We start from the raw sequence: 21,678 nt of genomic DNA on the forward strand, positions 1-21,678 counted from the left end.
TTTATTTCCTATTTTTATAAGTTAAATTATTATATAATAATTACTAATTGTTTTCAAGATTTTTTCAATTACTCCAAAAAGCTTCATTCTTATCCTTTTAAAATTTTAGTAATTTTAAAAATATCATCTACTTCAAAAGTTGGCTTATGTTTTGAAATATCTTCTCCATAGTTATAACCATATTTTACGGCAATTGAATCAATTTTGGCATTTTTTGCCGCTAAAATATCATTTTTCGAATCTCCTACCATAATAGCCAATTTTCTATCCACACCAAAATAGTTACAAACTTCTAAAAGTGGTTTAGGTGAAGGCTTTTTCTCATCTAAAGAATCAGCTCCTAAATAATATGGAAAATACTCAATAATTTCTAATTTTTCCAAAATAGGTTTTACAAATTTATAAGGTTTATTTGTAACAATTGAAAGACAATGATTTCTCTTGTGTAACTCTTCAAGAGTTTTTTTCACATTTGAATATAAATAAGTTTTATTTGAAAGATTTTCATGATAATGATTTAAAAAAAGTTTCCTAGCTTTGTGAAAAGTATTTTTATCAATATTTTCATCTATTTTCACATCTCCACTTAAAGCTCTTTTTACTAAAACCTCAGCACCATTTCCTACCCAAAAACGAATAATATCTTCACTAAATTCTTCTCTTCCTAAACTTTTTAGCATAAAATTCACAGAACTCGCCAAATCTGGAACAGAATCAATCAAAGTCCCATCTAAATCAAAAATAACTAATTTTTTATTCAAATAATATTCCTTTATAAAATTATTTTAATCTCTTCTTGTAACTCTATTCCAAACTCTTCAAAAACTCTTTTTTTGGCTTCGTTTATAGCTTTTATTACATTTTCACAATTTCCATTTCCATAATTTACCAAAAAATTTGCGTGAACTTCGCTAAATCCAACATCTCCAAATTTAATACCTTTAAGTCCAACTTTTTCTATCATTGCCCCTGCATAATTTCCTACTGGATTTTTGAAACTACTTCCCAGACTTAGGAGCTTTGGCTGATTTTTTCTCATATTTTTAAACTCTTCTACTAATTCACTATTAAACCCATCTTTTATCTCAAAATCTGCATAAAAAATAGGTTCATCTATATGTGAATAACGGTATCCAAACTTAAACTCATTTTTACTTTTATGATTAATTAATACTAAATTATTACTAATTTCATAACTTTTCATACCAGCATTCATTTTAATACTTCCACCTATACTTCCAGGAAGTTTTGATAAAAATTCAAACCCAGCTATATTATTTTTTTTAGTGAAATTATACAAAGCTCTATTCGATGTTTTAGCACCCACTCTCAAATATCCATTTTTAATCTCTATAAAATTATATTTATCATCTAAAACACCTATATTTCCACCACATACAAGTGAATTAGAGGCACGTCCAATAATTAATTCATTATTATAATTATCTTCATTTACTATTTTAACATCAAGCTTTGAACCTATTGCAATAGTAGAAAGTTTAGAAAAATCAATAATCATTGTATAAAAGTAGGAATCATTTTAAAAAGCCTAGTAGTAAAATCAATCAAAGTAGTCATCGCCCAAGGCGCGGTTAAAACTATCACAACAGCAATACCTATAAGTTTTGGCACAAAAGATAATGTCATTTCATTAATTTGAGTAGTTGCTTGAAAAATAGAGATTAAAAGACCTATTATCATCGCTACCAACAGAGCTGGAAATGATAAAATCATAGTTACTTTCATAGCACTTATAGCTATAGCTAAAACTTGACTCTCCACTAAATCTCCTTAAAAAACTTCTCTAGAGAAGTTCTAATATCTTTTCTATTGAAACTAATAGGACTTGGATGAAAAGTTACTCCTATTTTTGTTTTATAAAAACCAAAATTAAATTCATTAATTGAGTTTCTTTTAAAATTTTTAACTTCTTTAGCATTTTCTAAAGGTAAATAACTAAAAGCTTTTATTGCTGAATTACCAAGTAATAAAATTAATTTTGGTTTTACTATTTTTATCTCTTCAAGTAACAGTTTTGCACCCTCTTTTAATTCACCAGCTTTTGGAGTTCTGTTTTTATTTCCCGCGTACGTTCTAAAAGGAAACGCATTTGTAATCAAAATATCTTTTTTTCTATCATATTTACTTAAACCAATCAAATAATCCAAATTTTTACCGGCCATCCCTACAAATGGTTGCTTTTCTTTTACTTCATTAGCCCCTGGAGCTTCGCCAATTATCATTATAGGATTAGCTTCCTTTTCATCTAAATATGGGTCAAAAACATCTGTGTAATCTACATTATCAAAAGAGATAAAATCTCTTCTTGATAAGTAAAAGTCCTTAAGCTTGGATATCAAGTCCAGAACCCTTTCCTATTACTTTTGAAATAGATTCTTTAATAGAATTATCTATTGTTTCTTGTGCTTTTTCAGTTTGTGGTGTCATACCAAGTGCTGCTAAAACTTGATTATTTTTCACATCTTTTGCTTTATTAAAAGCAAACATTCCAGCAGTCACATTTAAATTATTGCTAACATTCATATTATCTCCTTTTTCTTTTACTATTAATATCGACTATATTTTATTTTCTTTTATCTATGATTCTTTGAGCTTTACCCATACTTCTTTCTATACTTTTTGATTCTACTAAATTAACAACTGCATTTATATATAAATTATTTAATAATGAATGTTGTAACTCTTTTTTGATTTTTTCTACTCTTTCAACATCATTAAATTCAATAGAGTCATCAACTTCAATCACTATTCCTAATTTATCTAAATATCCCTTTTTATCCACAATTATTTGGTAATTAATAGTAACTCCTTCTGTATTTGCAATTACATGCTCTACTTGAGAAGGAAAAACATTCACTCCATTTACTATTAACATATCATCTGCTCTACCTATTACACTTTCCATTCTAACAAATGTTCTACCACACGCACAAGGTTCTCTATGAAGTTTTGTGATATCTCCTGTTCTGTATCTAATAATTGGTAATGCTTGTTTTGTAATAGTTGTTAAAACAAGTTCACCTTCTTCTCCATCTGGTAAAACTTCTCCAGTTTTTGGATCTATAATTTCTGGATAGAAATGGTCTTCGTTGATATGTAATCCCAAACCTTTATTACAACTACAGCTTACTCCAGGTCCTATAATTTCACTAAGTCCATACACTTCATAATAATCTATATCCCATACTTTAGCAACTTCTTTTCTAAGTCCCTCACTTGTAGGTTCAGCTCCAAAAAATCCTGCTCTAACTTGATACTCTTTTCTGAATTCAGGACCTTCTTTTCTAGCTATTTCAGCTAAATGAAGGGCAAAACTTGGAGTAGCACACAAAATAGTCGCTCCAAAATCTTTCATAAGCATAAGCTGTCTTTGGGTAAATCCTCCACTTGCTGGGATAATTGTAGCTCCCATTTTTTGAGCAGCTTCATGAAATCCAAGCCCACCAGTAAATAATCCATAACCATATCCATTATGAACTATATCTTTACTTGTCATATCAGCCATATAAAAACATCTAGTTATTACTTCATTCCACACATCCATATCATGAGCAGTATATCCTACAACAGTTGGTTTTCCAGTAGTTCCAGAAGATGAATGTATTCTTACCACTTCGCTCATAGGTACAGTAAAAAGTCCAAATGGATAATTATTCCTTAAATCCTGTTTTTTTGTAAATGGTAATTTTTGAATATCATCTAACGATTGAATATCATCAGGAGTAATTCCCATTTCATCAAATTTATCCTTATAAAAAGGAGTTAAATTATAAACTCTTTTTACTACGTCTTTTAATCTGTTAAGTTGAATCTTTTCAATATCTTCTCTATTTGCACTTTCAATTTTATTGTAAATCATTTTTTAACTCCTCAAAATTTTTTGTAGTTTTATAAACAGTCCCATTCAATAAAGCAATTACTTTATTATTATCTGTAACTTTTATTTCATAAGTACCTAATCTATTACTTTCATCGACTAATTTTGCTTCAGCTATTAAAATATCACCTTCTTTAGCTGCATTTATATATGATATATTTGCATTAATTCCTAAAGAAACTTTTCCAAAAGAGTTACTAGCTACCGCAAAAGCATAATCAGCTAATGTAAAAATAGCCCCTCCATGACATACACCTGCAAGATTCAAATGAAATTTTTTAACTTGCATTTGAACTTTTGCATATCCATACTTCACTTCTATAAGTTTAACACCTATATTTTTCCCAAATTCGTTATTTTGAGTAAAAAAATCAAATATTTTTTGCATATTCTATAGCTTTATCTAAAATCTCAAAATTAGCTTTAGCAAATCTTGGATTCATCTCTTGTATTGCATCTTTTACTTCATTTACACTAAATGGGAATTTATCATCTTTTGCTAACACAATTCCAAGCATAAATACATTTAATCCTTTTACATCAAATAAATTTTCTTCTATCAATTTATTTGCATCCACATTATAAACTTTTGCATCAATTTTAACAAAATTATCAGCATTTACGATAACTTTACCACCTCTTTTTAAATAAGGAAGATTAAGCATTGCCTCATTTTTATCTAGTCCAATTATTAAATCTGCTTGAGCATAATCAATCAAAGAATTATAAAAATCACCTATTTTTATATGTGAACTAACACTTCCACCTCTTTGACTCATTCCGTGATTTTCAGTACCTAAAAATTTAATTCCCTTTTTACCCGCACAAATACTCAAAACTTTTACTAAAAATACAACTCCTTGCCCTCCAAAACCTGCAACTAATATTTGATATTTCATGGCTCTCTCCTTATAAATGCATCAGTTGGACAAATTCCACTAATACATACCCCACATCCAATACAAAGAAGTGGATCTATATTGATTTTTCCTTTTTCATTGTAACTCATTGGTGGACAAACAAATTGAGTAGTACAAATATCACAAGCTACACATTTTTCTTCATCTACACTAGCGAATATTCCTTGTAAATTTTCTTTTGCCCTCTCTTTATCAAGCACACAAAATTGTCTGCTAACAACTACAAGAGGTCTATCAACCTCATCAAATCTTTTTTTAACATCTTTAAAAAAGTCAATAGTTTTATCAATGTCAGACTCATAAAAATATTCCATAACTTCCGCGCCACAACCTTGGACTATTTGTTTCAAATCAACATCTGGATTTGCCCTCTCTGGCGTATTTTGTCTTCCTGTCATTGCAACAGTTGAATTATCCAAAATTACCAAAATAAATTTCGCTTTTTGATAAACTGCATTTATAAGTGGTGATACACCTGAATGAAAAAATGTAGAATCTCCTATCGTCGCAATTACTATTTTTTCTTTATCAGCAATACTAAATCCATGCGCCATAGAAACACTTGCGCCCATACATAAAACTGTATCAATTGCTTGTTGATTAATTCCTAAAGTATAACATCCAATATCTGAAGGATAAATCGATTTTTTAGGACGAAATACTTTTTTAATAGAAAAGAATATATCTCTATGTGGACATCCAGGACATAGATTTGGTTTTCTCTCTTTTATATTTTCAGGAATAAACACAGGTTTATATCTGTTTTCACCTTGATAAAATCCAATTTTTATAAAACTTTCAACTACTCTTTCTTTATTCATTTCATCAACTAAATGCATATGTCCACTCATTCTACCATATACATTTTCACTTCTAATTTCTTCTTCAATTACCGGATAAGTTTCTTCTACAACTAAAACTTTTTGATATTTTTTGACCAATTGATTTAATTCTTTAGGTAAAGGATATGGCATATCAATTTTTAAAACATCAATATCCAATTTAAGTTCATCAATTACTTCTTTTACATATCCAAAAGATGCTCCACTTGTAATGATTAAATCTTTTGTACCTTTAAGCTTATCTATTTTTGGTTTTATCAATTCTTCATAATTGTATTGTCTAATTTTATCAATTCTTTTTTGTTGTTCAATTGCTTGATTTAATCTTCCATTTCTTGGAACTGCTGCAAATCTTGGAATATCTCTTTGGAAGTTACCTTTTTGAGATTTAAATTTAGTATCTCTTAATTCAATATTTTCTCTTGAATGAGATACTCTCATAACACTTCTAAGCATTACAATTGTTTCAAACATTTTAGAAATTTCAGCTGCTTTAATTGTAAATTCATAATCTTCTTTTGGAGTTGATGGATCAAGTACTGGAATCCTTGCAAATCTTGCAAATTCTCTACTATCTTGTTCATTTTGTGATGAATAAAAGCCTGGATCATCAGCCACAATTAATACAAAACTTCCTTTATTACCTATAAAAGTTGCACTCATTAAAGCATCACTAGCTACATTTAGCCCAACTTGTTTCATTGTTACAGCTGTATTTTGACCTGCTATGGCTCCAGCATATGCAACTTCAAAACCAACTTTTTCATTTGTAGCCCATTCAGCATATACATCTAAATTAAGTTTGTTTTTAATATTTTGAACTGTTGTTAAAATTTCACTAGAAGGAGTTCCAGGATAGCCACTCACCATTTGAGTATTACTGTGGATTAAACCCCATGCAATAGCTTCATTACCCATTAATGTTTGTTTCATTTTTGGCCTTTTATAAAATAATATTTATATAATAATATCAAATTTTTAGTAGTTTATTTAATAAGCTTTAATATACTCTCCACACTCTCTTCAATATTTCTATTTTCAATAGTATAATCAGCAAGTCTCATATAAATTTCATCTCTTAATAAAAACAATTCTCTTGCTTTTGTTAAATCAGCAAAAAGTGGGCGTTTTTTTATCTCTTTTTCATCTAATCTTTTTACAATATCATCAAATTCTACTTTTAAATAAATCACTATTCCAGCTTCTTTGATTTCTGATACACAAATAGGAAGTCCCCCACCTGTGGAAATTATTGCATTTTTAACATCATTTTTTATCCAATTAAAAACTCTTTTTTCTGCCTTTCTAAAATACTTTTCACCCTCATTTGCAAAAATATCACTAATTTCTCTATTTTCAAAACTTTCAATCAAACTATCAGTATCCAAAAAATAACTATGCTCTAATTTTTTTGCAAGAATTCTTCCAATTGTACTTTTTCCACTTCCCATAAACCCTGTAAGAATTATATTCTTATTTAAAATCAATCAAATACCCTTCTGTAACTTTTTTAATTATTGGTTTGTAAACTCCATCAGTATATAAAACTACTCTATAAAAACCATTATGATTTCCTACAACAACTTTTTTTATAAAACTATTTATATTCTTTTTATAAGTCAAAAAACTTCTATTTGCTTTAAAATCAAAAATAACTCTAAATGGCTCAACTAATACAAAATGTCTAATCATTTTATCTTTTGAAGATATTAAAACTTTATATTTTTTATCAATATAAAAAGTTAAAAAAGCTACTTTTATTTTTTTTACATCATTTTTTATCTTTTTTTGGAAAATATAAACAGGAGAATGCCAATTAATAGCTTTATTTATAATTATAGTTTTATTTAAAATAGAGCCTGTTAAAGTTTGATATGTAAATGTAACTGATTTTAAAATTCTTGCATCACTTGGAAGTGTTACATTTGTTTCTTGAAGAATTTCTTGTTTTATTAAATTTTTATTTTCATTAGTAATTACTGGTACAAATGGATTTTCTCTTGCATTTAAAATAATACTTACTAATAAAAATAAAATAATTTTTTTCATTTATCACCTTCTATATCTTTTAATCCAAAATACTCTTTTTGAAGCTTCACATTCTCTTTTCTAAGCTTTTGGGTTCTTTTAGCTAAAACATCTTTTTGTGATTTTAACTCAACTAATCTATTAATCCCTCTATCTCCATAAATCAAAAATCCTATATAAATAGCCATTGCCAAAATTGCAAATATGACAAAAAGGAGCTTAAAATCAAACTCTTTTTTGTCTAAAAAATCAAAATTAAGCTCTTTCAATTAGAAAAGTTCTTTTCCAATATATTCTGGTAAACCTAACTCTCTTTCGATTCCCAAAAGTCTGTTATATTTAGCATTTCTTTCACCTCTTGCAGGCGCTCCTGTTTTTATTTCACCACAATTTAATGCTACTGCAAAATCAGAAATAAATGCATCTTCACTTTCACCACTTCTATGACTTACTACACATTTATAACCATTTCTTTGAGCAAGTCTAACTGTTTGCATAGTTTCACTTACAGTTCCAATTTGATTTGGTTTAATCAAAATTGAGTTTGCAATTCCTTTTTCGATACCTTCATCTAAAAGATCTTTATTTGTTACAAATAAATCATCTCCAACTAATTGAATTTTATTCCCAAGTTTTTCAGTCATTAGTTTAAATCCATCCCAATCGTTTTCATCAAGTCCATCTTCGATAGATACGATAGGATATTTATTACATAAATCTTCATAATATTCTACAAGTTCAGCAGAAGTTAGCTCTCTGTTTTCACTAGCTAAAATATATTTTCCATTCTCATAAATTTCACTTGCAGCAATATCCATAGCAATTGCTATCTCTTTACCTGCTTTATATCCAGCTTTTTCAATAGCTTTTACTAAATATTGAAGTGGTTCTTCATTACTTTTTAGATTTGGAGCAAATCCACCTTCATCACCAAGTGAAGTAGAATGATTATTATCAGCAAGTAATTTTTTCAGTGAATGATAAGTTTCAACTGCTGCTCTCAAGGCTTCACTAAAATTATCAAATCCAACTGGCATAATCATATATTCTTGAAAATCTACATTATTATCCGCGTGACTTCCACCATTGATTACATTTAACATTGGAGTTGGTAAAACTACGGCATTACTTCCACCTAAATATCTGTAAAGTGGTAAATCTAAGCTTTTAGCTGCTGCACGTGCCACTGCCATTGAAACACCAAGAATTGCATTTGCACCAAGTTTTGCTTTGTTTTTAGTTCCATCCAAATCAATCATAATTTGGTCAATTGCACCTTGATCATAAGGACTAAGCCCAATAAGTTCATTTGCAATTACACCATTTACATTTTCACAAGCTTTCAAAACACCTTTTCCAAGATATCTTTCATCATCATCTCTAAGCTCAATTGCTTCTTTACTTCCAGTTGATGCACCACTTGGAACGATAGCATCTGCAACATTTCCGTCACTAAGTTCAACTGTTGCTCTAACTGTAGGATTTCCTCTACTATCTAAAACTTCATCTGCATAAATATTTTCTATATAAATCATTCCGTTTCTCCTTTTTCTATTGATTCATTAATTTCAAGCATACTATTTAAACTCATTCCAAGAGCATCTTTAATTTTATTTTCAATTTCTAAGGCAACTTCTGGATTGTCCTTTAAATACTCTTTAGCTTTTTCTTTTCCTTGACCTAATTTATCAGCACCATAGCTAAACCAAGAACCACTTTTGTCAATTATATCAAGCTTTACACCATAATCAACAAGCTCACCCTCTCTTGAAATACCAGTTCCAAACATAATATCAAATTCAGCTATTCTAAATGGAGGAGCAACTTTATTTTTTACCACTTTTACTTTTGTTCTATTTCCAACTTCTTTATCACTTTGTTTAAGAGTTGCAATTCTTCTAATATCAAGTCTAATTGATGAATAAAATTTAAGAGCGTTTCCACCTGTTGTAGTTTCTGGACTTCCATATCCCATCATTCCTATTTTCATTCTTATTTGGTTAATAAAAATAATAGTTACATTCATTTTGTGAACCACACCTGTAAGTTTTCTAAGAGCTTGAGACATAAGTCTAGCCAGAACTCCTACTTGAGCATCACCCATATTCCCCTCAATTTCACTTTTTGGAGTAAGTGCTGCTACTGAATTGACTACAATTACATCTACAGCTCCACTTCTTGCAACTGTTTCCACAACTTCAAGAGCTTGTTCTCCATAATCTGGTTGTGAAATTAGAAGATTTTCTACATCTACACCTAAATGTTTTGCATACATAATGTCTAACGCATGCTCAGCATCGATAAATGCAGCGACTCCACCTTGTTTTTGAGCTTGTGCAATTATTTCAAGTGTAAGTGTCGTTTTTCCTGAACTTTCTGGTCCATAAATTTCAATTACTCTTCCTTTTGGAATACCACCTATTCCAAGAGCCAAATCTAATCCAAAACTTCCAGTCGGAATAGCTTCAATTGGTTCTATTTCTTTATCACCAAGTCTTTGAATCGTTCCTTTTCCAAATTGTTTATCAAGTTGTTTTAGAGCTAAATCTAAGGCTTTTTGTTTTTTATCATCCATATTTTAAAACCTTTTTATTTTATTTTAGTATAATTATATCAAAAAAAGGCTTAACTTGAAAAAAATAGATTTAGCACATTCTCCTGATGCAGATGATATATTTATGTATTATGCTATCAAATTTGGATGGGTTAGCAGTGATTACGACTTTAAAAACAAAGCAGATGATATAGAAACCTTAAATCAACAAACATTAGCAGGACTTTGGGATGTTAGTGCGATTAGCTTTGGACTTTATCCACACATCTCAAATGAATATGCTCTTCTTAGAACTGCCGTAAGTTTTGGAGAAGGCTATGGACCTAAACTTATCAAATTAAAAGGCAAAAAGCTAAAAAGAAACTTCAAAGTTGCCCTTAGTGGAAAATATACTACGAATGCTCTAATTTTTAGACTTAAATACCCAGAAGCCAGAATTAAATATTATAACTTTTTAGAGATTGAAAAAGCAGTACTTGACGGCGAAGTAGATGCAGGAGTACTAATCCATGAATCAATTTTAAATTATGATGAAAGATTAGAAACTGAAGCTGAAATTTGGGATATTTGGAATGAATTAAACAAAGAAAATTTACCACTTCCACTTGGAGGAATGGCTATTAGAAGAAGTATTCCTTTGCTTGATGCAATAAACATAGAAGAGATTCTAAAAAAAGCTGTGGAAGTTGGAAACACTCACAAAGATTTGCTTTCTAAAATGTTAATTGAGAGAAATTTAGTAAGAGTTGATAGCGAAACTCTCAAAAAATACCTTTCACTTTATGCAAATGATGAAAGTATAAGTATGAGTGATATTCAATTAAAAGCTATAAATAAACTTTTTGAACTTGGATTTAATGCAGGATTTTATCCAGAACTCATTGATGCAAAAGAAAATTTAATCCCAAAAGAGTATAAAAAGGTAAGAGAATCTTGACTTATGAAGAATGGTATGAAAATAATAAAAATTCACTAAAATGTAAACCTCGAAGCCAACAATTCAGCTTTGCTGATTTTATTGAAAATGGTTATGAAGGAATTGCTCCGATTAACTTCAAAAAAGGTGAAATTTATTATGCCAAAATTACAAAAAAATCAAAAAAACGACCATTTGTGATTTGGCAAAACAACTTTTTAAATCAAGCTTGTTTCAAGGAAGATTATCATTCTGTAATCGTTTTACCTCTTAGCTCTCAATTAATTGGTGGAGCGATGAGATATAGAATAAATACCCACGATAATTTACCAAAAACAAGCGAAATAGTTTGTAATGCAATTGGAATTATTGGAGTAAATAAATTTCTATGGGATAGAGGTTTGATTGCAAAATTAACTGGGGAAGAGATAGAAGAAGTAAGTAAAATTATAGAGTTTATTCTATAAAAGTTACTTTTTACTAATTTATATTTTCCTATTTTTTACCTCTTATAACTTTAAATGTTCCATTATTACATTTATTTATTCCAAAAGTTAAATTATCCAAATCCTCTCCATATAAATTTTCTACACATTCAAAATCTTTAAATTCCGCTTTTTTAAGCAATTTGATGATATCATCTTTTATAAAAAAGGTAGCAACTTTGTAAAACTTAGATTTCTGTTTATTTTTTTCATAAAATTTACCAAGAGGTGAATTTAAATCTACAAAAGCAACCAATATAAATCCGCCCTTTTTTAAAGCTTTATATATATTTTGAACTGTTTTTAAAGGGTCTTTTACAAAGCATATAGTTGTAACAATTAAAGCAAAATCAAATTCTTCTTCAAATTCCATCTTTTCTGCTGTTACATTTACAACTTTAATTCCTCTTTTTTTAGCAACTTCAGCCATTTTTCTACTTGGTTCTATCCCAAATTTTATTCCAAGTGGTGCTGCAAATCTACCGGTGCCAACTCCTATTTCAATACCTTTTCCCTCGAGTAATAATTTTTTAATGGTTTTTATTTCTTCTTCATAAATTTCAGGATGTTTTTCAAACCAACTCTCATAATCTTTTACTAATTCATCAAAAAGCATTTTATTCCTTTACTATAGAATCAAAACATTCTTGTAAATCTTTTATAACATTTATATTTGGTTCTAAAAAAATTCTATTACCTATTTTTTCCATTTTTATTAAATTTGCTTCTTTTAATTCTTTTATATGTCTTGAAATAGTAGGCAATGAATAATCAAATTGTTCTGCAATAACTCCAACACATAAAGCTTGAGAAATAATATCATCTTCTTTAGCTTTTTTATTAATTCCACAAACATAAGGTTTTCTTAAAATATTTAAAAATATTTTAAGTCGTGTTTTATGACCAAGTGCCTTAAAAGCCTTAATTTTTTCTTCAAATGTTAACATAAAAATCCTTGACTTTTTTTATAAAAAATTATACCATACATTTCAATATTTAGCAAAAAAGCTAAATAGCTAAATTATAAAACAAGGAGTAATTATGAAAATTTTATTTATTTTCAACCATGAACCTTATGATGGAAGTGATGTTACTTGGAACGGACTTAGACTTGCTAAAACTTTGTTTGAAAATGGAAATGAAGTTAGAATTTTTTTGATGAATAATTCTGTTGATATGGCAAGAAACTGTTATAAAAAACCTGAAAATTATGATACAGATTTAGTAGCAATGCTTAAAGAAATGTATCAAAACGGTGTAAAACTTAAAGTTTGTGGAACCTGTCAAACAAGATGTGGGATTTTTAAAAATCAGCCATATTTTAATGATAATATTAAATCCACTATGAAAGATTTAGCTAAGTGGGTAGAAGAATGCGATAAAGTAATGACTTTTTAATTTTTTTGCTAATTTTTAATTTAAAAATATAATTTATCGTAATCTTATATAACTTTTAGTAAAAATATAGAGTTTATTTTATATTTTTACTTCTTATTTTGATTTTTATCATTTGGATCTAATGGAATTTTATTATCTTTTGGAGTTACCATCCAAAAATATCTTACTTCACTTATAAAGTTTTCCAAAATAAATTTAGCTTTTTTAATTAAGTCTTAAAACTTAATAAATTCATAATAATTTCTTTTATATATTAATTTAATTAGACTTTAAATTTATATTAAAATAAGCTATATTTGTTATAATAAAGTATTCTTATTACTAAAAGGAACATTTTGAGAGGTTTTATTCTGAAGACAACTCTTGTGAAAGAAGAAGATTTGGTTGTTACAATTCTTACAAAAAACAGAGTTTTAAGACTTTACCGTTTTTATGGAGCTAGACACTCTACAATCAATGTAGGATTTTTAATTGATTTTGAAGAAGAAGAAACAGCAGTACAAATAAATCGTTTAAGAAATGTTATGCAAATTGGATTTACTTTTTTATTAGATATAAATAAAATGATAATATGGCAAAATTTTATAAAACTATTAAATGAACATTTTTTTGAAATAGAAGAAATTGATAGTTTTTATTTTGATATGCTTATGAATATAACTCACAATTTTGATAGAAATCCTAAAAGAGTTTTAGTTGAGAATTATGTAAAACTTCTTGAATTTGAAGGAAGACTTCATAATGATTTTGAATGTTTCTTATGTGAAAAACCTATTAAAAATAGAGTAAATTTAGCAAGAGGATATTTAACTGCTTGTGAAGAATGTATACCTAAAAAAGGGTTTGAAATAGAAAAAATTAGAACACTATTTAATGAAAAAAAAACTCTACTTCTCGATGAAAAAGAGATAGAATCTCTTTTTCATATTTTAATGTTGGGAATTTAATGAATTTTTTCATCTGAATTTCGATTAATTAAATAAATTGCTATTATAGCAACAGTAAATCCAGCTAACTCAATCCATACTCCAGCATGATAAGCCCCGGCAATTGCTGTAAGCGTTCCAAGAACACATAAAAACATACCTATTAAAAATAGTGGATTTTTCCAATACTTTTTTATTGCATCCATAATTGCTCCTTTAATTAAATAACTATTTATAAATTATACTTAATTTCCTACTAAATTAGAAGCAATTAAATAAAAAATTTTTATTCCCCTACTTTTTTTACAATTAGTTACTTTAATTAAATAATTTTTGCATTTCTTCAAATTCTTTTTGCATCTCTTTTTGCATTTTTTGTTGCATAATTGAAAGTCTATTTATCATTTTAATTGCATCTTTATGTTTATCTAAAAATTCTTTTTCATTTTTATATCTTTCCTCGCTTGCTTGATAAGTTTGAGTAGCATATTCTTCTATTTTTACATCTTTTAACTTTACAATATCGTTAGTAATATTTTTAATTTTATTTATATCTTTATTATCTTTTGTATTACAAGATATATTTAAAATAATATTATATGGATATTTATCTTTTTTTGTATATTTAATATTCTCTTTTATTTTACATTTTTTATTATTTTTCACTTCTTTATTTAAATTCGTTATCTGATTTAAAACAGATTTATTTGTTTGAATATTTAAATCAATATTATACTTTTGTACAAACTCACTTTGTGCAAATAAAGATGAACCTAATAAGGCTAAAGCTAAATATTTTTTCATAATATTCTCCTTTTTTTATTTAATTTTACAACTTTTAAATGAATTTAAAATTAATTTAGTAAATTTTTAAAAATAGACTAAATAGTTGGTATAATTATAAAAAACTAAAAGGCATTTAAATGAAAAAAAAGATTGCACTACTAATTCTTGGTATTTTAATAATTATATCTGTTGGATTTTTAATAAAATATATAAATTATAATGAAAATTATGTAACAAGTAATGCTGGATTTATCAAAACAGACTCTTTGACTTATCTCTCTTTCAAAGTTGATGGTAAAATCAACTATTTACCTTTTACATCAGGAGATAAAGTTCAAAAACATCAATTAATTGCAGCATTAGATACATTAGAACTAAACACTACACTAAATCAAACTAAATTTAATATTTTATCACTTCAAAACAAAATTGATTCTATGCAAGCTGGGAAAGAAAAGCTCATAAATGATATTAAATTAAATAGTAAATTAAATGAAAATCAATTAAAAATATTAAACAAAAATATAGAAGCAAACAGATTAAATATAAATTCTATGAAAGTAGAACTTAAAAAGCTAAAAGATGATTATAAAAGATACTCATTTTTATACCAAAGAAAAAAAGTATCAAAAAATGAATACGAAACTGTTACTACAAATTATAATTCAATGAAATTCAAAATCGAATCTGCTCAAAAAAGTTTAGATGCTATAAGTTTATCCAAAAATGATTTACTTATAAAACAAAAACTTATTGAAAATGAAAAAAATGATATTCAAAAACTTTCAAAAACAATTAAGTCTCTAATTAATTCTAAAAAAGCAATGACTTCACAAGCCAAATTAATTGAAGAAAAAATAAAAGATAGTTTCATTTATGCTCCATTTAATGGAATAATCGCCAAAAAATATGTAAACAAATTTGAAGTAATTAAAAAAGGAGAAAACATAGTTACTCTTGTAAATCCAAAAGATATTTATGCATCTATTTTTTTAGAAGAAACTAAATTAAAAGGCTTAAAAATAGGAAATCCTGCCACCATTCATATAGATGCTCTAGATAAAGATTACAAAGCACAAGTAGAAACTATTTTACCAACAAGTGCATCTACATTTGCAATAGTTCCAAGAGATTTAAGTAGTGGAGAATTTACCAAACTTACTCAAAGATTTATAGTAAAACTAAAAATATTAAATCCAGATGAGAAGTTAAAAGTTGGTATGAGTTGTAAAGTAACTATAAAAAAGTAAAATGTATATAAAATCATCAAACAAAATAGAACTTTCAATTTGGGTAGTTTTAACTATCGTCGGGGTTTTTATGGCAGTTTTAGATACCACCATTGTAGATGTAATGGTGCCAAGACTTCAAGGACCTTTATCAACTGATTTATATGGAGCGCAATGGGTAATCACATCATTTATGATTGCCGCTGCACTTGGATTTCTAGTAACTCATCCAATAATTAAACTCATAGGAAATAAAAATACCTATATTTTAGGAATAACTATATTTACTATATTTTCATTTTTTTGTGGAATTTCTAATAGTTTAGAATTTATAATCTTTTCAAGAGTTTTTCAAGGATTTGGAGAAGCTCTAATAATGGTAAGTGCTAAAGTTATGGTATTTAACTATTTTCCGCCACAAAAAAGAGGAATTGCAATGGGAATTTTTGCTTTGGGAGTAGCTTTCGCTCCTGCAGTTGGTCCTACTCTTGGAGGATATTTAACTCAATATTTTTCGTGGAGAAGTGCCTTTTTTATAAATGTTCCTATTGGCGTGATTTTAATAATTTTTGGCTCACTTTTATTACCTGATAAAAGTAAAAGAGAAATTCCAAAAATAAACATATTATCTTTGATTTTTTTATCTATTTCAACCGTTTCATTATTGGTTTTACTTTCCAAAGGACAACAATATGGGTGGTTAAATTCATCTTTTATTGTTTATTTGATTTTTATAACCATTTTTTCTACTCTATTTTTTGCAATAAATGAGATTATTTCTGAAATTAAAGTATTTGAATATTCACTATTTAAAAATTATCACTTTACAATTGGTGCTTTAATCTTTATGGTGCTATTTGGTTTTTCAATGTTTCAATATTTTTATTTACTTCCATATTTTTACGAACACATCAAAGGGCTTCCTTCAAGTGTAGCAGGAATAGGAGTTTTAGGTTTTGGAATTTGGATAGGAATATTCAGTATAGTTGCAGGAAAACTCGTAGATAAATTTTCACCAAGTTTCACACTTTCAATAGCAGCTATACTTTACCTCATTTCAACTTTAATTTTATTTCCTACAATCAACTATTACACACCATTTTATATGGCAGTTATAAAGACAATGCTTTTTGGAGTAGCTTTAGGTATGTTTTTCGCACCAATTACTGTGCTAATTCTAAATAATTCAGGCAAATTTAAAGAACAATCAATTGTAATTACAGATTATTTAAGATTTATCGGTGCAGGATTTGGAACTGCAATTGCAACAAATGATTTGGTATATTTTACAGAACAAAAATTTAATGCTATTAGCGAATTACAAAATCAAACATTAACATACTCTATACTTGCTAAACTTCATTCTCTATATAATGAAATGGGAGAGGTTTTATTTGGACAATATGAACATTTTATGGCTATGAATTATGGATATAAATCTGTGTGGATACATGCCGGTCTTTGGGGAATTTTGGGTGCTATTTTTATTTTTATGTTGTTACTAAAAAAAGAAAAAAATTAATTCAAAATATAGCAAAAATAGAACAATTTTTTAATCATTCACAAGATAAAATTATAAAAACTTTAAAATTTATTATAGATAATGATTTAAAAAATGTTGGAAATGCATAATTAGAAACAAATCCCATCATCTCCGCTATTTCTATTATGAATATTATACATTTTTTCTCAAATAAATATTCTTCTCAGTAATTAATACAAATATGATATAATATATTTTAATTATCAATTTTTATGAAAAATAATGAGGTCTAAATATGAATATATATTCACAGAAACAAAATAAAAAAATTATAATTTTTTATTCTTCTATTGGCTATGGGCATATCAGTGCTGCCGAAGCCATTAAAAAAGAAATATTAAAATATAATTCAAGTTCTATTGTTATTTTGAAGGATATTCGTGATTTTATGAATCCTTTATGGCGTAAAATTGATGAAAAAGTTTATTGGCTTGTGGCTGGCAATTGTCCAAAACTATTTGATGTTCTTTTTCAAGAAATTCAGATACGAGGTAATAGTATTCCATCTCTTGCTTTATTGCCAAATGATTATCCTGATGAAAAAGTTTTTGAATTTATAAAAACTAAACAGCCAGATATAATTTTATCAACCCATTATGGAGCAGCACAAGTTTTAGGTAATTTAAGAGAAAAAGGCAAGTTAAAAGATATTAAAATAGGATGGCTTCATACCGATTTTTTTCAAGGCTATTTTTCTAGAATTTCTAAACGAATAGATCAAACTTTTCTTGCACATAGTGAATTGGAAAAAATGTGGCTTGCAGCAGGAGTTCCTTCTGATAAGATTATGACAACCGGTATGCCTGTATATGTTCCTGATTACGGATATAAAGAGCAAAAAATAATTTTAAATAAATATGGTTTAGTAGAAGATATGCCAATAATATTAATTACTTTTGGAAAAGAAGGAGTTGGAAATTATACTGCATTGATTAAAGATATTATTTTATATTATAAAAAGCCTTTACAAATTATTGCTGTTTGTGGAAAAAATAAAAAACAACAATTTTTACTTAAAAAATTAAAAAAGAATATGTCTGATAAAGTAGAACTGAAAATTTTTTCTTTATTATCACATGATAATTTGCTTTCTTTAATGAGTGTAGCCGATACGCTAATAACTAAAGCAGGAGGGTTAACACCTGTAGAAGCATTCTCAACAGGTGTTCCTACTATTCTTTTAAATGTAGTCAGCGGTCATGAAAGGGAAAATGCTGCTTTTTTTGCTAAGCTTGGGGTTGCTAAACTTGCTGCAAATACAAATCAAGCAGCTAAATTATTACAAACATTTTTGTTTAATCCTATAGAAAAAGAAGCAATGCGTAAAGCCCAGAAAAAATTTAAAGAAAACTTCAAAATTGAAAAAATTGTTAAATTTGCTCTTAGCGACAATTTTATTCCATTTTCTTTACCAAATGATTTTGGTGCTGAAAATGGTGAACCTGTTCTTAATGTCCATAATGCATTATCACAGCTTAATGCCAATTCTCCTGCTGAAGTTGAATTGCTTTTATCTTATGCAACTTCTCAATCTCCACAGCATATTATATGGGAAAATCCATTTGGGCATATTGCTATTCGTGTAGATAAAACGGTTTACAGTGCAAATTATATTGCAAATCCTTCTATTGATTCTAATTTTTTACAGCATTTAAGTCTTGTAGATTATCTTTATGGGGTAAAACCTCCATCTCCCTCACAAATACATACCAATACATATGGTATGGCTTATGGTAGAGAAACAATTGGACTTCGTGTAACTGGTATTCCTGCACATTGTTTAACGGCTATGATAGCTGAAGTTTATCGTATTGAAAATGATTTCAAACAAGGACTTATAAAATGGGATAAAACAAAATTTAATTGTGCAGATGTTGTTGATAAAATACTTCAAGCTGGAGATTATGAAGATTCAAATATATATGATAAATTTAAATTACCTTCAATGCCTTTAAATTCATTTGAAAAAGCTAAAAAAAATTTCAAATCTGATACTTCTGTGAAAACAGACCTTGTGGCTTATCATATGGTTCCTGGTGCTCATACTGATTATAACTATTGCCGTTTTCCCCTTTCATTAAAACAGCCTATACGTTCTTTAACTCATATAGTAAGCAATTCAAAAGATTTTCTTGAAATGTCAGTTTCTAAACATTTAGTGATGTATTATGGTGACCCCCGTTTATATTTTGAAAATCTACACAGTGATTTTGGAAATATAAAAAATAAAAATACATATTTGTGTGATTTTCATTATTATATTTATTATAGGGCTTTAGCAAATGATTTAAAAAATTTTTTTAAATCAAAAAAAACACTTCCAAAAATTACTTTTTGGAGCAGAAGCTTTTTAAAAAATAGTGAATATTTAAATAAAAAATAAAAGTTGGTAAATTTTAATTGTTATTTGATTCAATCTTCTTAAGCATATTCATTTCAAGCATAATATTTACGATATTCTTAAATGCTACAACAGAAGTTTGAGACGCAAAATAGTGTTTTTTATCTGGTTTTATAGTGAGTGTTGCTATGGTATATTTATGAGTCTTATCATCTGCAAAGCCTATAAAAGTAGAATTATACAAACCTTTTATATATTTCCCATTTTTATTTATTTTAGCTGTTCCTGTCTTTCCTGCTGTAAAAATTCCATCCACTTTCGCTGCTACCCCTGTTCCTTTTAGAACAACTTTTCTTAGAATTTGCAAAACCGTCTCGGCAATAGCTGGTGAAATTACCTGTTTTTTTGTAGTTTGGATGATATTATTTCCATATTTATAAGCAATCTTTGGAGTTACCATTATTCCATAATTATTAAACATATTATAAGCTTTTAAAAGTTGAATTAAATTAAGCTGAATCCCATATCCAAATGCCATACTTGCTCTATGAGTTTCTCTTTGAAACTCTTTTACAGAAAACAAACGACCCCTATATTCATAAGGTAAATCAATACCACTTTTTTTGCTAAATCCAAATTGTAAAAGTCCATTTCTAAATTCAGATGGAGTTAGTCTAAGTCCTAATTGAGCAAATACTATATTACTTGAATGAATAACTGCTTGAGTAACACTAAGCCACTTAAATTTATCATCATCATAAATTGTAAAATGTCTTTTAAAATACCAAATACCATTGTGAGCATTTAAAACTTCTAATGGATTTACTTTATTATGCTCTAATAAAATAGATAAAATAATAGGTTTCATAACAGAACCAGGCTCATAATTATATTGAATATGAGATATTTTAAGATTTTTTACGTTAGTTATATGATTTGGATTATATCTGTTTGAACTAGCAATTGCGATTACTTTTCCTGTTTTACTCTCCATTACAATTGTTAAAATTTCCTCTGCTTTTAACTTTTTTTTCATAGTGTCAAGCATATTTTCTATTTTTTTTTGGAAAATAGAATTAACATTTAAAACTACATTATCTCCATCTATTTTTCTTTGTATAACAACTTTATTATCATATATAATTCTATTTTTAACATCTCTATACCCCTTAACAATCCCATTTTGCTTAGGTTGCAGAGCTTCGTCATAATATCTCTCAATTCCTGATTTTCCAATCAAACGATATCCATTTTTAAAATCATAATAAGATGTAAAACCTAGTGCAGGTTCTAGAATATTTTTTAATCTATAAACTCTTTTTGAAGGCTTTTCATAAATATCCAATCCATAAATAATATGAGTTTTTTTATTTTCAAGAAACACTTTTTTTATAGCTAAAACATCTGATAAATATTTTAAATTTTTTTGAATTTTAAAAGGTATATTTTTTAATAAAACTACTCTATTAGCTTTTGCAGTTTTAAATTTTTGTATAAAATAACTTTTGGGAGTATTTGTATAAATAGAGAGTAAATTTATAAATAGATCAAATTTATTTGGGTTTATATAGTTTTGAAAAACAGCTAACTCATATACTTTTTCATTCTTTGCTAAGAGTTGATTATCTTTTGATATTATTTTACCTCGTAAGGCTAAATTTTTTTTAGATATCATAGTAGATATCATAAAATTTGGTTTGTAAAAATCTAAATGAAATATCATTGCTAAAAATAATAAAATAAGAGCAATAAAAGAAAGAAATAAAAAACTTATCTTTAATGTAATTTTATTATGTGATTTATTGGACATTA

26 protein-coding genes are annotated in these 21,678 nt (G+C 27.4%); 7 read left to right on the plus strand and 19 right to left on the minus strand.

Annotated elements, in window-relative coordinates; all coding sequences use genetic code 11:
• Positions 1-89: 89 nt before the first annotated feature.
• Genes ACZ5OA_RS08515 through recA form a run of 14 tightly spaced genes read right to left on the minus strand, consistent with a single transcriptional unit; the run spans position 90 to position 10,263 of the window.
• Positions 90-761 carry a phosphoglycolate phosphatase gene (locus ACZ5OA_RS08515; protein ID WP_464907421.1) on the minus strand — a complete coding sequence of 224 codons (672 nt, stop codon included), beginning with the start codon at positions 759-761 and terminating at the stop codon, positions 90-92.
• Positions 762-772: 11 nt separating this feature from the next.
• Positions 773-1,519, minus strand: a complete 747-nt coding sequence (locus ACZ5OA_RS08520; protein ID WP_464907422.1) for a UDP-N-acetylmuramate dehydrogenase — start codon at positions 1,517-1,519, stop codon at positions 773-775.
• Positions 1,516-1,782, minus strand: a complete 267-nt coding sequence (fliQ, locus tag ACZ5OA_RS08525) for a flagellar biosynthesis protein FliQ (protein ID WP_464907423.1) — start codon at positions 1,780-1,782, stop codon at positions 1,516-1,518. The genes ACZ5OA_RS08520 and fliQ overlap by 4 nt, the downstream gene beginning before the upstream one ends.
• On the minus strand, positions 1,782-2,360 hold the full coding sequence (locus tag ACZ5OA_RS08530) for a uracil-DNA glycosylase (RefSeq protein ID WP_464907424.1): 579 nt from the start codon (positions 2,358-2,360) through the stop codon (positions 1,782-1,784). The genes fliQ and ACZ5OA_RS08530 overlap by 1 nt, the downstream gene beginning before the upstream one ends.
• Positions 2,344-2,544 carry a hypothetical protein gene (locus ACZ5OA_RS08535; RefSeq protein WP_464907425.1) on the minus strand — a complete coding sequence of 67 codons (201 nt, stop codon included), beginning with the start codon at positions 2,542-2,544 and terminating at the stop codon, positions 2,344-2,346. Before ACZ5OA_RS08535 ends, ACZ5OA_RS08530 begins: the two co-directional genes overlap by 17 nt.
• Before the next feature lie 40 nt (positions 2,545-2,584).
• Complete coding sequence (locus ACZ5OA_RS08540) at positions 2,585-3,880, minus strand: phenylacetate--CoA ligase family protein (protein WP_464907426.1); 1,296 nt, start codon at positions 3,878-3,880, stop codon at positions 2,585-2,587.
• The gene (locus ACZ5OA_RS08545) at positions 3,867-4,286 is read right to left on the minus strand and encodes a PaaI family thioesterase (protein ID WP_464907427.1); all 420 of its coding nucleotides are present in this window, start codon (positions 4,284-4,286) and stop codon (positions 3,867-3,869) included. Before ACZ5OA_RS08545 ends, ACZ5OA_RS08540 begins: the two co-directional genes overlap by 14 nt.
• Positions 4,270-4,797, minus strand: coding sequence for a 2-oxoacid:acceptor oxidoreductase family protein (locus ACZ5OA_RS08550; RefSeq protein ID WP_464907428.1), 528 nt, complete (start codon positions 4,795-4,797; stop codon positions 4,270-4,272). The genes ACZ5OA_RS08545 and ACZ5OA_RS08550 overlap by 17 nt, the downstream gene beginning before the upstream one ends.
• Positions 4,794-6,593 carry a thiamine pyrophosphate-dependent enzyme gene (locus ACZ5OA_RS08555; RefSeq protein WP_464907429.1) on the minus strand — a complete coding sequence of 600 codons (1,800 nt, stop codon included), beginning with the start codon at positions 6,591-6,593 and terminating at the stop codon, positions 4,794-4,796. The genes ACZ5OA_RS08550 and ACZ5OA_RS08555 overlap by 4 nt, the downstream gene beginning before the upstream one ends.
• Before the next feature lie 53 nt (positions 6,594-6,646).
• Positions 6,647-7,147, minus strand: a complete 501-nt coding sequence (locus tag ACZ5OA_RS08560) for a shikimate kinase (protein WP_464907430.1) — start codon at positions 7,145-7,147, stop codon at positions 6,647-6,649.
• The gene (locus ACZ5OA_RS08565) at positions 7,134-7,709 is read right to left on the minus strand and encodes an AMIN domain-containing protein (protein ID WP_464907431.1); all 576 of its coding nucleotides are present in this window, start codon (positions 7,707-7,709) and stop codon (positions 7,134-7,136) included. The genes ACZ5OA_RS08560 and ACZ5OA_RS08565 overlap by 14 nt, the downstream gene beginning before the upstream one ends.
• Positions 7,706-7,957, minus strand: a complete 252-nt coding sequence (locus ACZ5OA_RS08570) for a phosphopyruvate hydratase (RefSeq protein ID WP_464907432.1) — start codon at positions 7,955-7,957, stop codon at positions 7,706-7,708. The genes ACZ5OA_RS08565 and ACZ5OA_RS08570 overlap by 4 nt, the downstream gene beginning before the upstream one ends.
• Entirely contained in the window at positions 7,958-9,223 is a 1,266-nt protein-coding gene (gene eno, locus ACZ5OA_RS08575) for a phosphopyruvate hydratase (protein ID WP_464907433.1), read from the minus strand.
• On the minus strand, positions 9,220-10,263 hold the full coding sequence (gene recA, locus ACZ5OA_RS08580) for a recombinase RecA (protein WP_464907434.1): 1,044 nt from the start codon (positions 10,261-10,263) through the stop codon (positions 9,220-9,222). Before recA ends, eno begins: the two co-directional genes overlap by 4 nt.
• Positions 10,264-10,318: 55 nt before the next feature.
• On the opposite strand from recA, the gene ACZ5OA_RS08585 reads away from it, so the two are divergent.
• Entirely contained in the window at positions 10,319-11,179 is an 861-nt protein-coding gene (locus ACZ5OA_RS08585) for a menaquinone biosynthesis family protein (RefSeq protein WP_464907435.1), read from the plus strand.
• Complete coding sequence (locus tag ACZ5OA_RS08590; RefSeq protein WP_464907436.1) at positions 11,176-11,625, plus strand: type II toxin-antitoxin system PemK/MazF family toxin; 450 nt, start codon at positions 11,176-11,178, stop codon at positions 11,623-11,625. Before ACZ5OA_RS08585 ends, ACZ5OA_RS08590 begins: the two co-directional genes overlap by 4 nt.
• Before the next feature lie 28 nt (positions 11,626-11,653).
• On the opposite strand, the gene ACZ5OA_RS08595 is transcribed toward ACZ5OA_RS08590, so the two are convergent.
• A complete protein-coding gene (locus ACZ5OA_RS08595; RefSeq protein WP_464907437.1) occupies positions 11,654-12,259 on the minus strand; it encodes a class I SAM-dependent methyltransferase in 606 nt (201 codons plus the stop codon).
• Between the two features lies 1 nt (position 12,260).
• Complete coding sequence (locus tag ACZ5OA_RS08600; RefSeq protein ID WP_464907438.1) at positions 12,261-12,590, minus strand: ArsR/SmtB family transcription factor; 330 nt, start codon at positions 12,588-12,590, stop codon at positions 12,261-12,263.
• A gap of 94 nt (positions 12,591-12,684) precedes the next feature.
• Here ACZ5OA_RS08600 and ACZ5OA_RS08605 point away from each other — a divergent pair, with 94 nt between their 5' ends.
• Both ACZ5OA_RS08605 and recO read left to right on the plus strand, forming a co-directional pair.
• Positions 12,685-13,041 (plus strand): DsrE/DsrF/TusD sulfur relay family protein, encoded by a 357-nt coding sequence (locus ACZ5OA_RS08605; RefSeq protein WP_464907439.1) that lies wholly within the window; start codon positions 12,685-12,687, stop codon positions 13,039-13,041.
• A 335-nt stretch (positions 13,042-13,376) separates the two neighbouring features.
• Entirely contained in the window at positions 13,377-13,988 is a 612-nt protein-coding gene (recO, locus tag ACZ5OA_RS08610) for a recombination protein RecO (RefSeq protein WP_464907440.1), read from the plus strand.
• Here recO and ACZ5OA_RS08615 read toward each other — a convergent pair.
• Both ACZ5OA_RS08615 and ACZ5OA_RS08620 read right to left on the minus strand, forming a co-directional pair.
• Positions 13,985-14,173, minus strand: a complete 189-nt coding sequence (locus ACZ5OA_RS08615; protein WP_464907441.1) for a hypothetical protein — start codon at positions 14,171-14,173, stop codon at positions 13,985-13,987. The genes recO and ACZ5OA_RS08615 overlap by 4 nt on opposite strands.
• Positions 14,174-14,285: 112 nt before the next feature.
• The gene (locus tag ACZ5OA_RS08620) at positions 14,286-14,771 is read right to left on the minus strand and encodes a hypothetical protein (RefSeq protein ID WP_464907442.1); all 486 of its coding nucleotides are present in this window, start codon (positions 14,769-14,771) and stop codon (positions 14,286-14,288) included.
• Between the two features lie 119 nt (positions 14,772-14,890).
• On the opposite strand from ACZ5OA_RS08620, the gene ACZ5OA_RS08625 reads away from it, so the two are divergent.
• From ACZ5OA_RS08625 to ACZ5OA_RS08635, 3 genes are all read left to right on the plus strand, one after another.
• Complete coding sequence (locus ACZ5OA_RS08625) at positions 14,891-16,003, plus strand: HlyD family secretion protein (protein WP_464907443.1); 1,113 nt, start codon at positions 14,891-14,893, stop codon at positions 16,001-16,003.
• A gap of 1 nt (position 16,004) precedes the next feature.
• Complete coding sequence (locus ACZ5OA_RS08630; protein ID WP_464907444.1) at positions 16,005-17,504, plus strand: DHA2 family efflux MFS transporter permease subunit; 1,500 nt, start codon at positions 16,005-16,007, stop codon at positions 17,502-17,504.
• A 256-nt stretch (positions 17,505-17,760) separates the two neighbouring features.
• Positions 17,761-19,908 (plus strand): MGDG synthase family glycosyltransferase, encoded by a 2,148-nt coding sequence (locus ACZ5OA_RS08635; protein ID WP_464907445.1) that lies wholly within the window; start codon positions 17,761-17,763, stop codon positions 19,906-19,908.
• Positions 19,909-19,921: 13 nt separating this feature from the next.
• On the opposite strand, the gene ACZ5OA_RS08640 is transcribed toward ACZ5OA_RS08635, so the two are convergent.
• Positions 19,922-21,676 (minus strand): peptidoglycan D,D-transpeptidase FtsI family protein, encoded by a 1,755-nt coding sequence (locus tag ACZ5OA_RS08640; protein ID WP_464907446.1) that lies wholly within the window; start codon positions 21,674-21,676, stop codon positions 19,922-19,924.
• Between the last annotated feature and the right edge of the window lie 2 nt (positions 21,677-21,678).

This window comes from Thioreductor micantisoli (assembly GCF_055392745.1).

Coding starts and splice junctions, on each gene's coding strand:
- ACZ5OA_RS08535 (WP_464907425.1), bottom strand. CDS start 2,544: ATGAATGTTAGCAATAATTTAAATGTGACTGCTGGAATGTTTGCTTTT.
- eno (WP_464907433.1), bottom strand. CDS start 9,223: ATGATTTATATAGAAAATATTTATGCAGATGAAGTTTTAGATAGTAGA.
- ACZ5OA_RS08520 (WP_464907422.1), bottom strand. CDS start 1,519: ATGATTATTGATTTTTCTAAACTTTCTACTATTGCAATAGGTTCAAAG.
- ACZ5OA_RS08625 (WP_464907443.1), top strand. CDS start 14,891: ATGAAAAAAAAGATTGCACTACTAATTCTTGGTATTTTAATAATTATA.
- ACZ5OA_RS08630 (WP_464907444.1), top strand. CDS start 16,005: ATGTATATAAAATCATCAAACAAAATAGAACTTTCAATTTGGGTAGTT.
- ACZ5OA_RS08640 (WP_464907446.1), bottom strand. CDS start 21,676: ATGTCCAATAAATCACATAATAAAATTACATTAAAGATAAGTTTTTTA.
- ACZ5OA_RS08595 (WP_464907437.1), bottom strand. CDS start 12,259: ATGCTTTTTGATGAATTAGTAAAAGATTATGAGAGTTGGTTTGAAAAA.
- ACZ5OA_RS08545 (WP_464907427.1), bottom strand. CDS start 4,286: ATGCAAAAAATATTTGATTTTTTTACTCAAAATAACGAATTTGGGAAA.
- ACZ5OA_RS08605 (WP_464907439.1), top strand. CDS start 12,685: ATGAAAATTTTATTTATTTTCAACCATGAACCTTATGATGGAAGTGAT.
- ACZ5OA_RS08540 (WP_464907426.1), bottom strand. CDS start 3,880: ATGATTTACAATAAAATTGAAAGTGCAAATAGAGAAGATATTGAAAAG.
- ACZ5OA_RS08620 (WP_464907442.1), bottom strand. CDS start 14,771: ATGAAAAAATATTTAGCTTTAGCCTTATTAGGTTCATCTTTATTTGCA.
- ACZ5OA_RS08600 (WP_464907438.1), bottom strand. CDS start 12,590: ATGTTAACATTTGAAGAAAAAATTAAGGCTTTTAAGGCACTTGGTCAT.
- ACZ5OA_RS08615 (WP_464907441.1), bottom strand. CDS start 14,173: ATGGATGCAATAAAAAAGTATTGGAAAAATCCACTATTTTTAATAGGT.
- ACZ5OA_RS08565 (WP_464907431.1), bottom strand. CDS start 7,709: ATGAAAAAAATTATTTTATTTTTATTAGTAAGTATTATTTTAAATGCA.
- ACZ5OA_RS08635 (WP_464907445.1), top strand. CDS start 17,761: ATGAATATATATTCACAGAAACAAAATAAAAAAATTATAATTTTTTAT.
- recA (WP_464907434.1), bottom strand. CDS start 10,263: ATGGATGATAAAAAACAAAAAGCCTTAGATTTAGCTCTAAAACAACTT.
- ACZ5OA_RS08555 (WP_464907429.1), bottom strand. CDS start 6,593: ATGAAACAAACATTAATGGGTAATGAAGCTATTGCATGGGGTTTAATC.
- ACZ5OA_RS08550 (WP_464907428.1), bottom strand. CDS start 4,797: ATGAAATATCAAATATTAGTTGCAGGTTTTGGAGGGCAAGGAGTTGTA.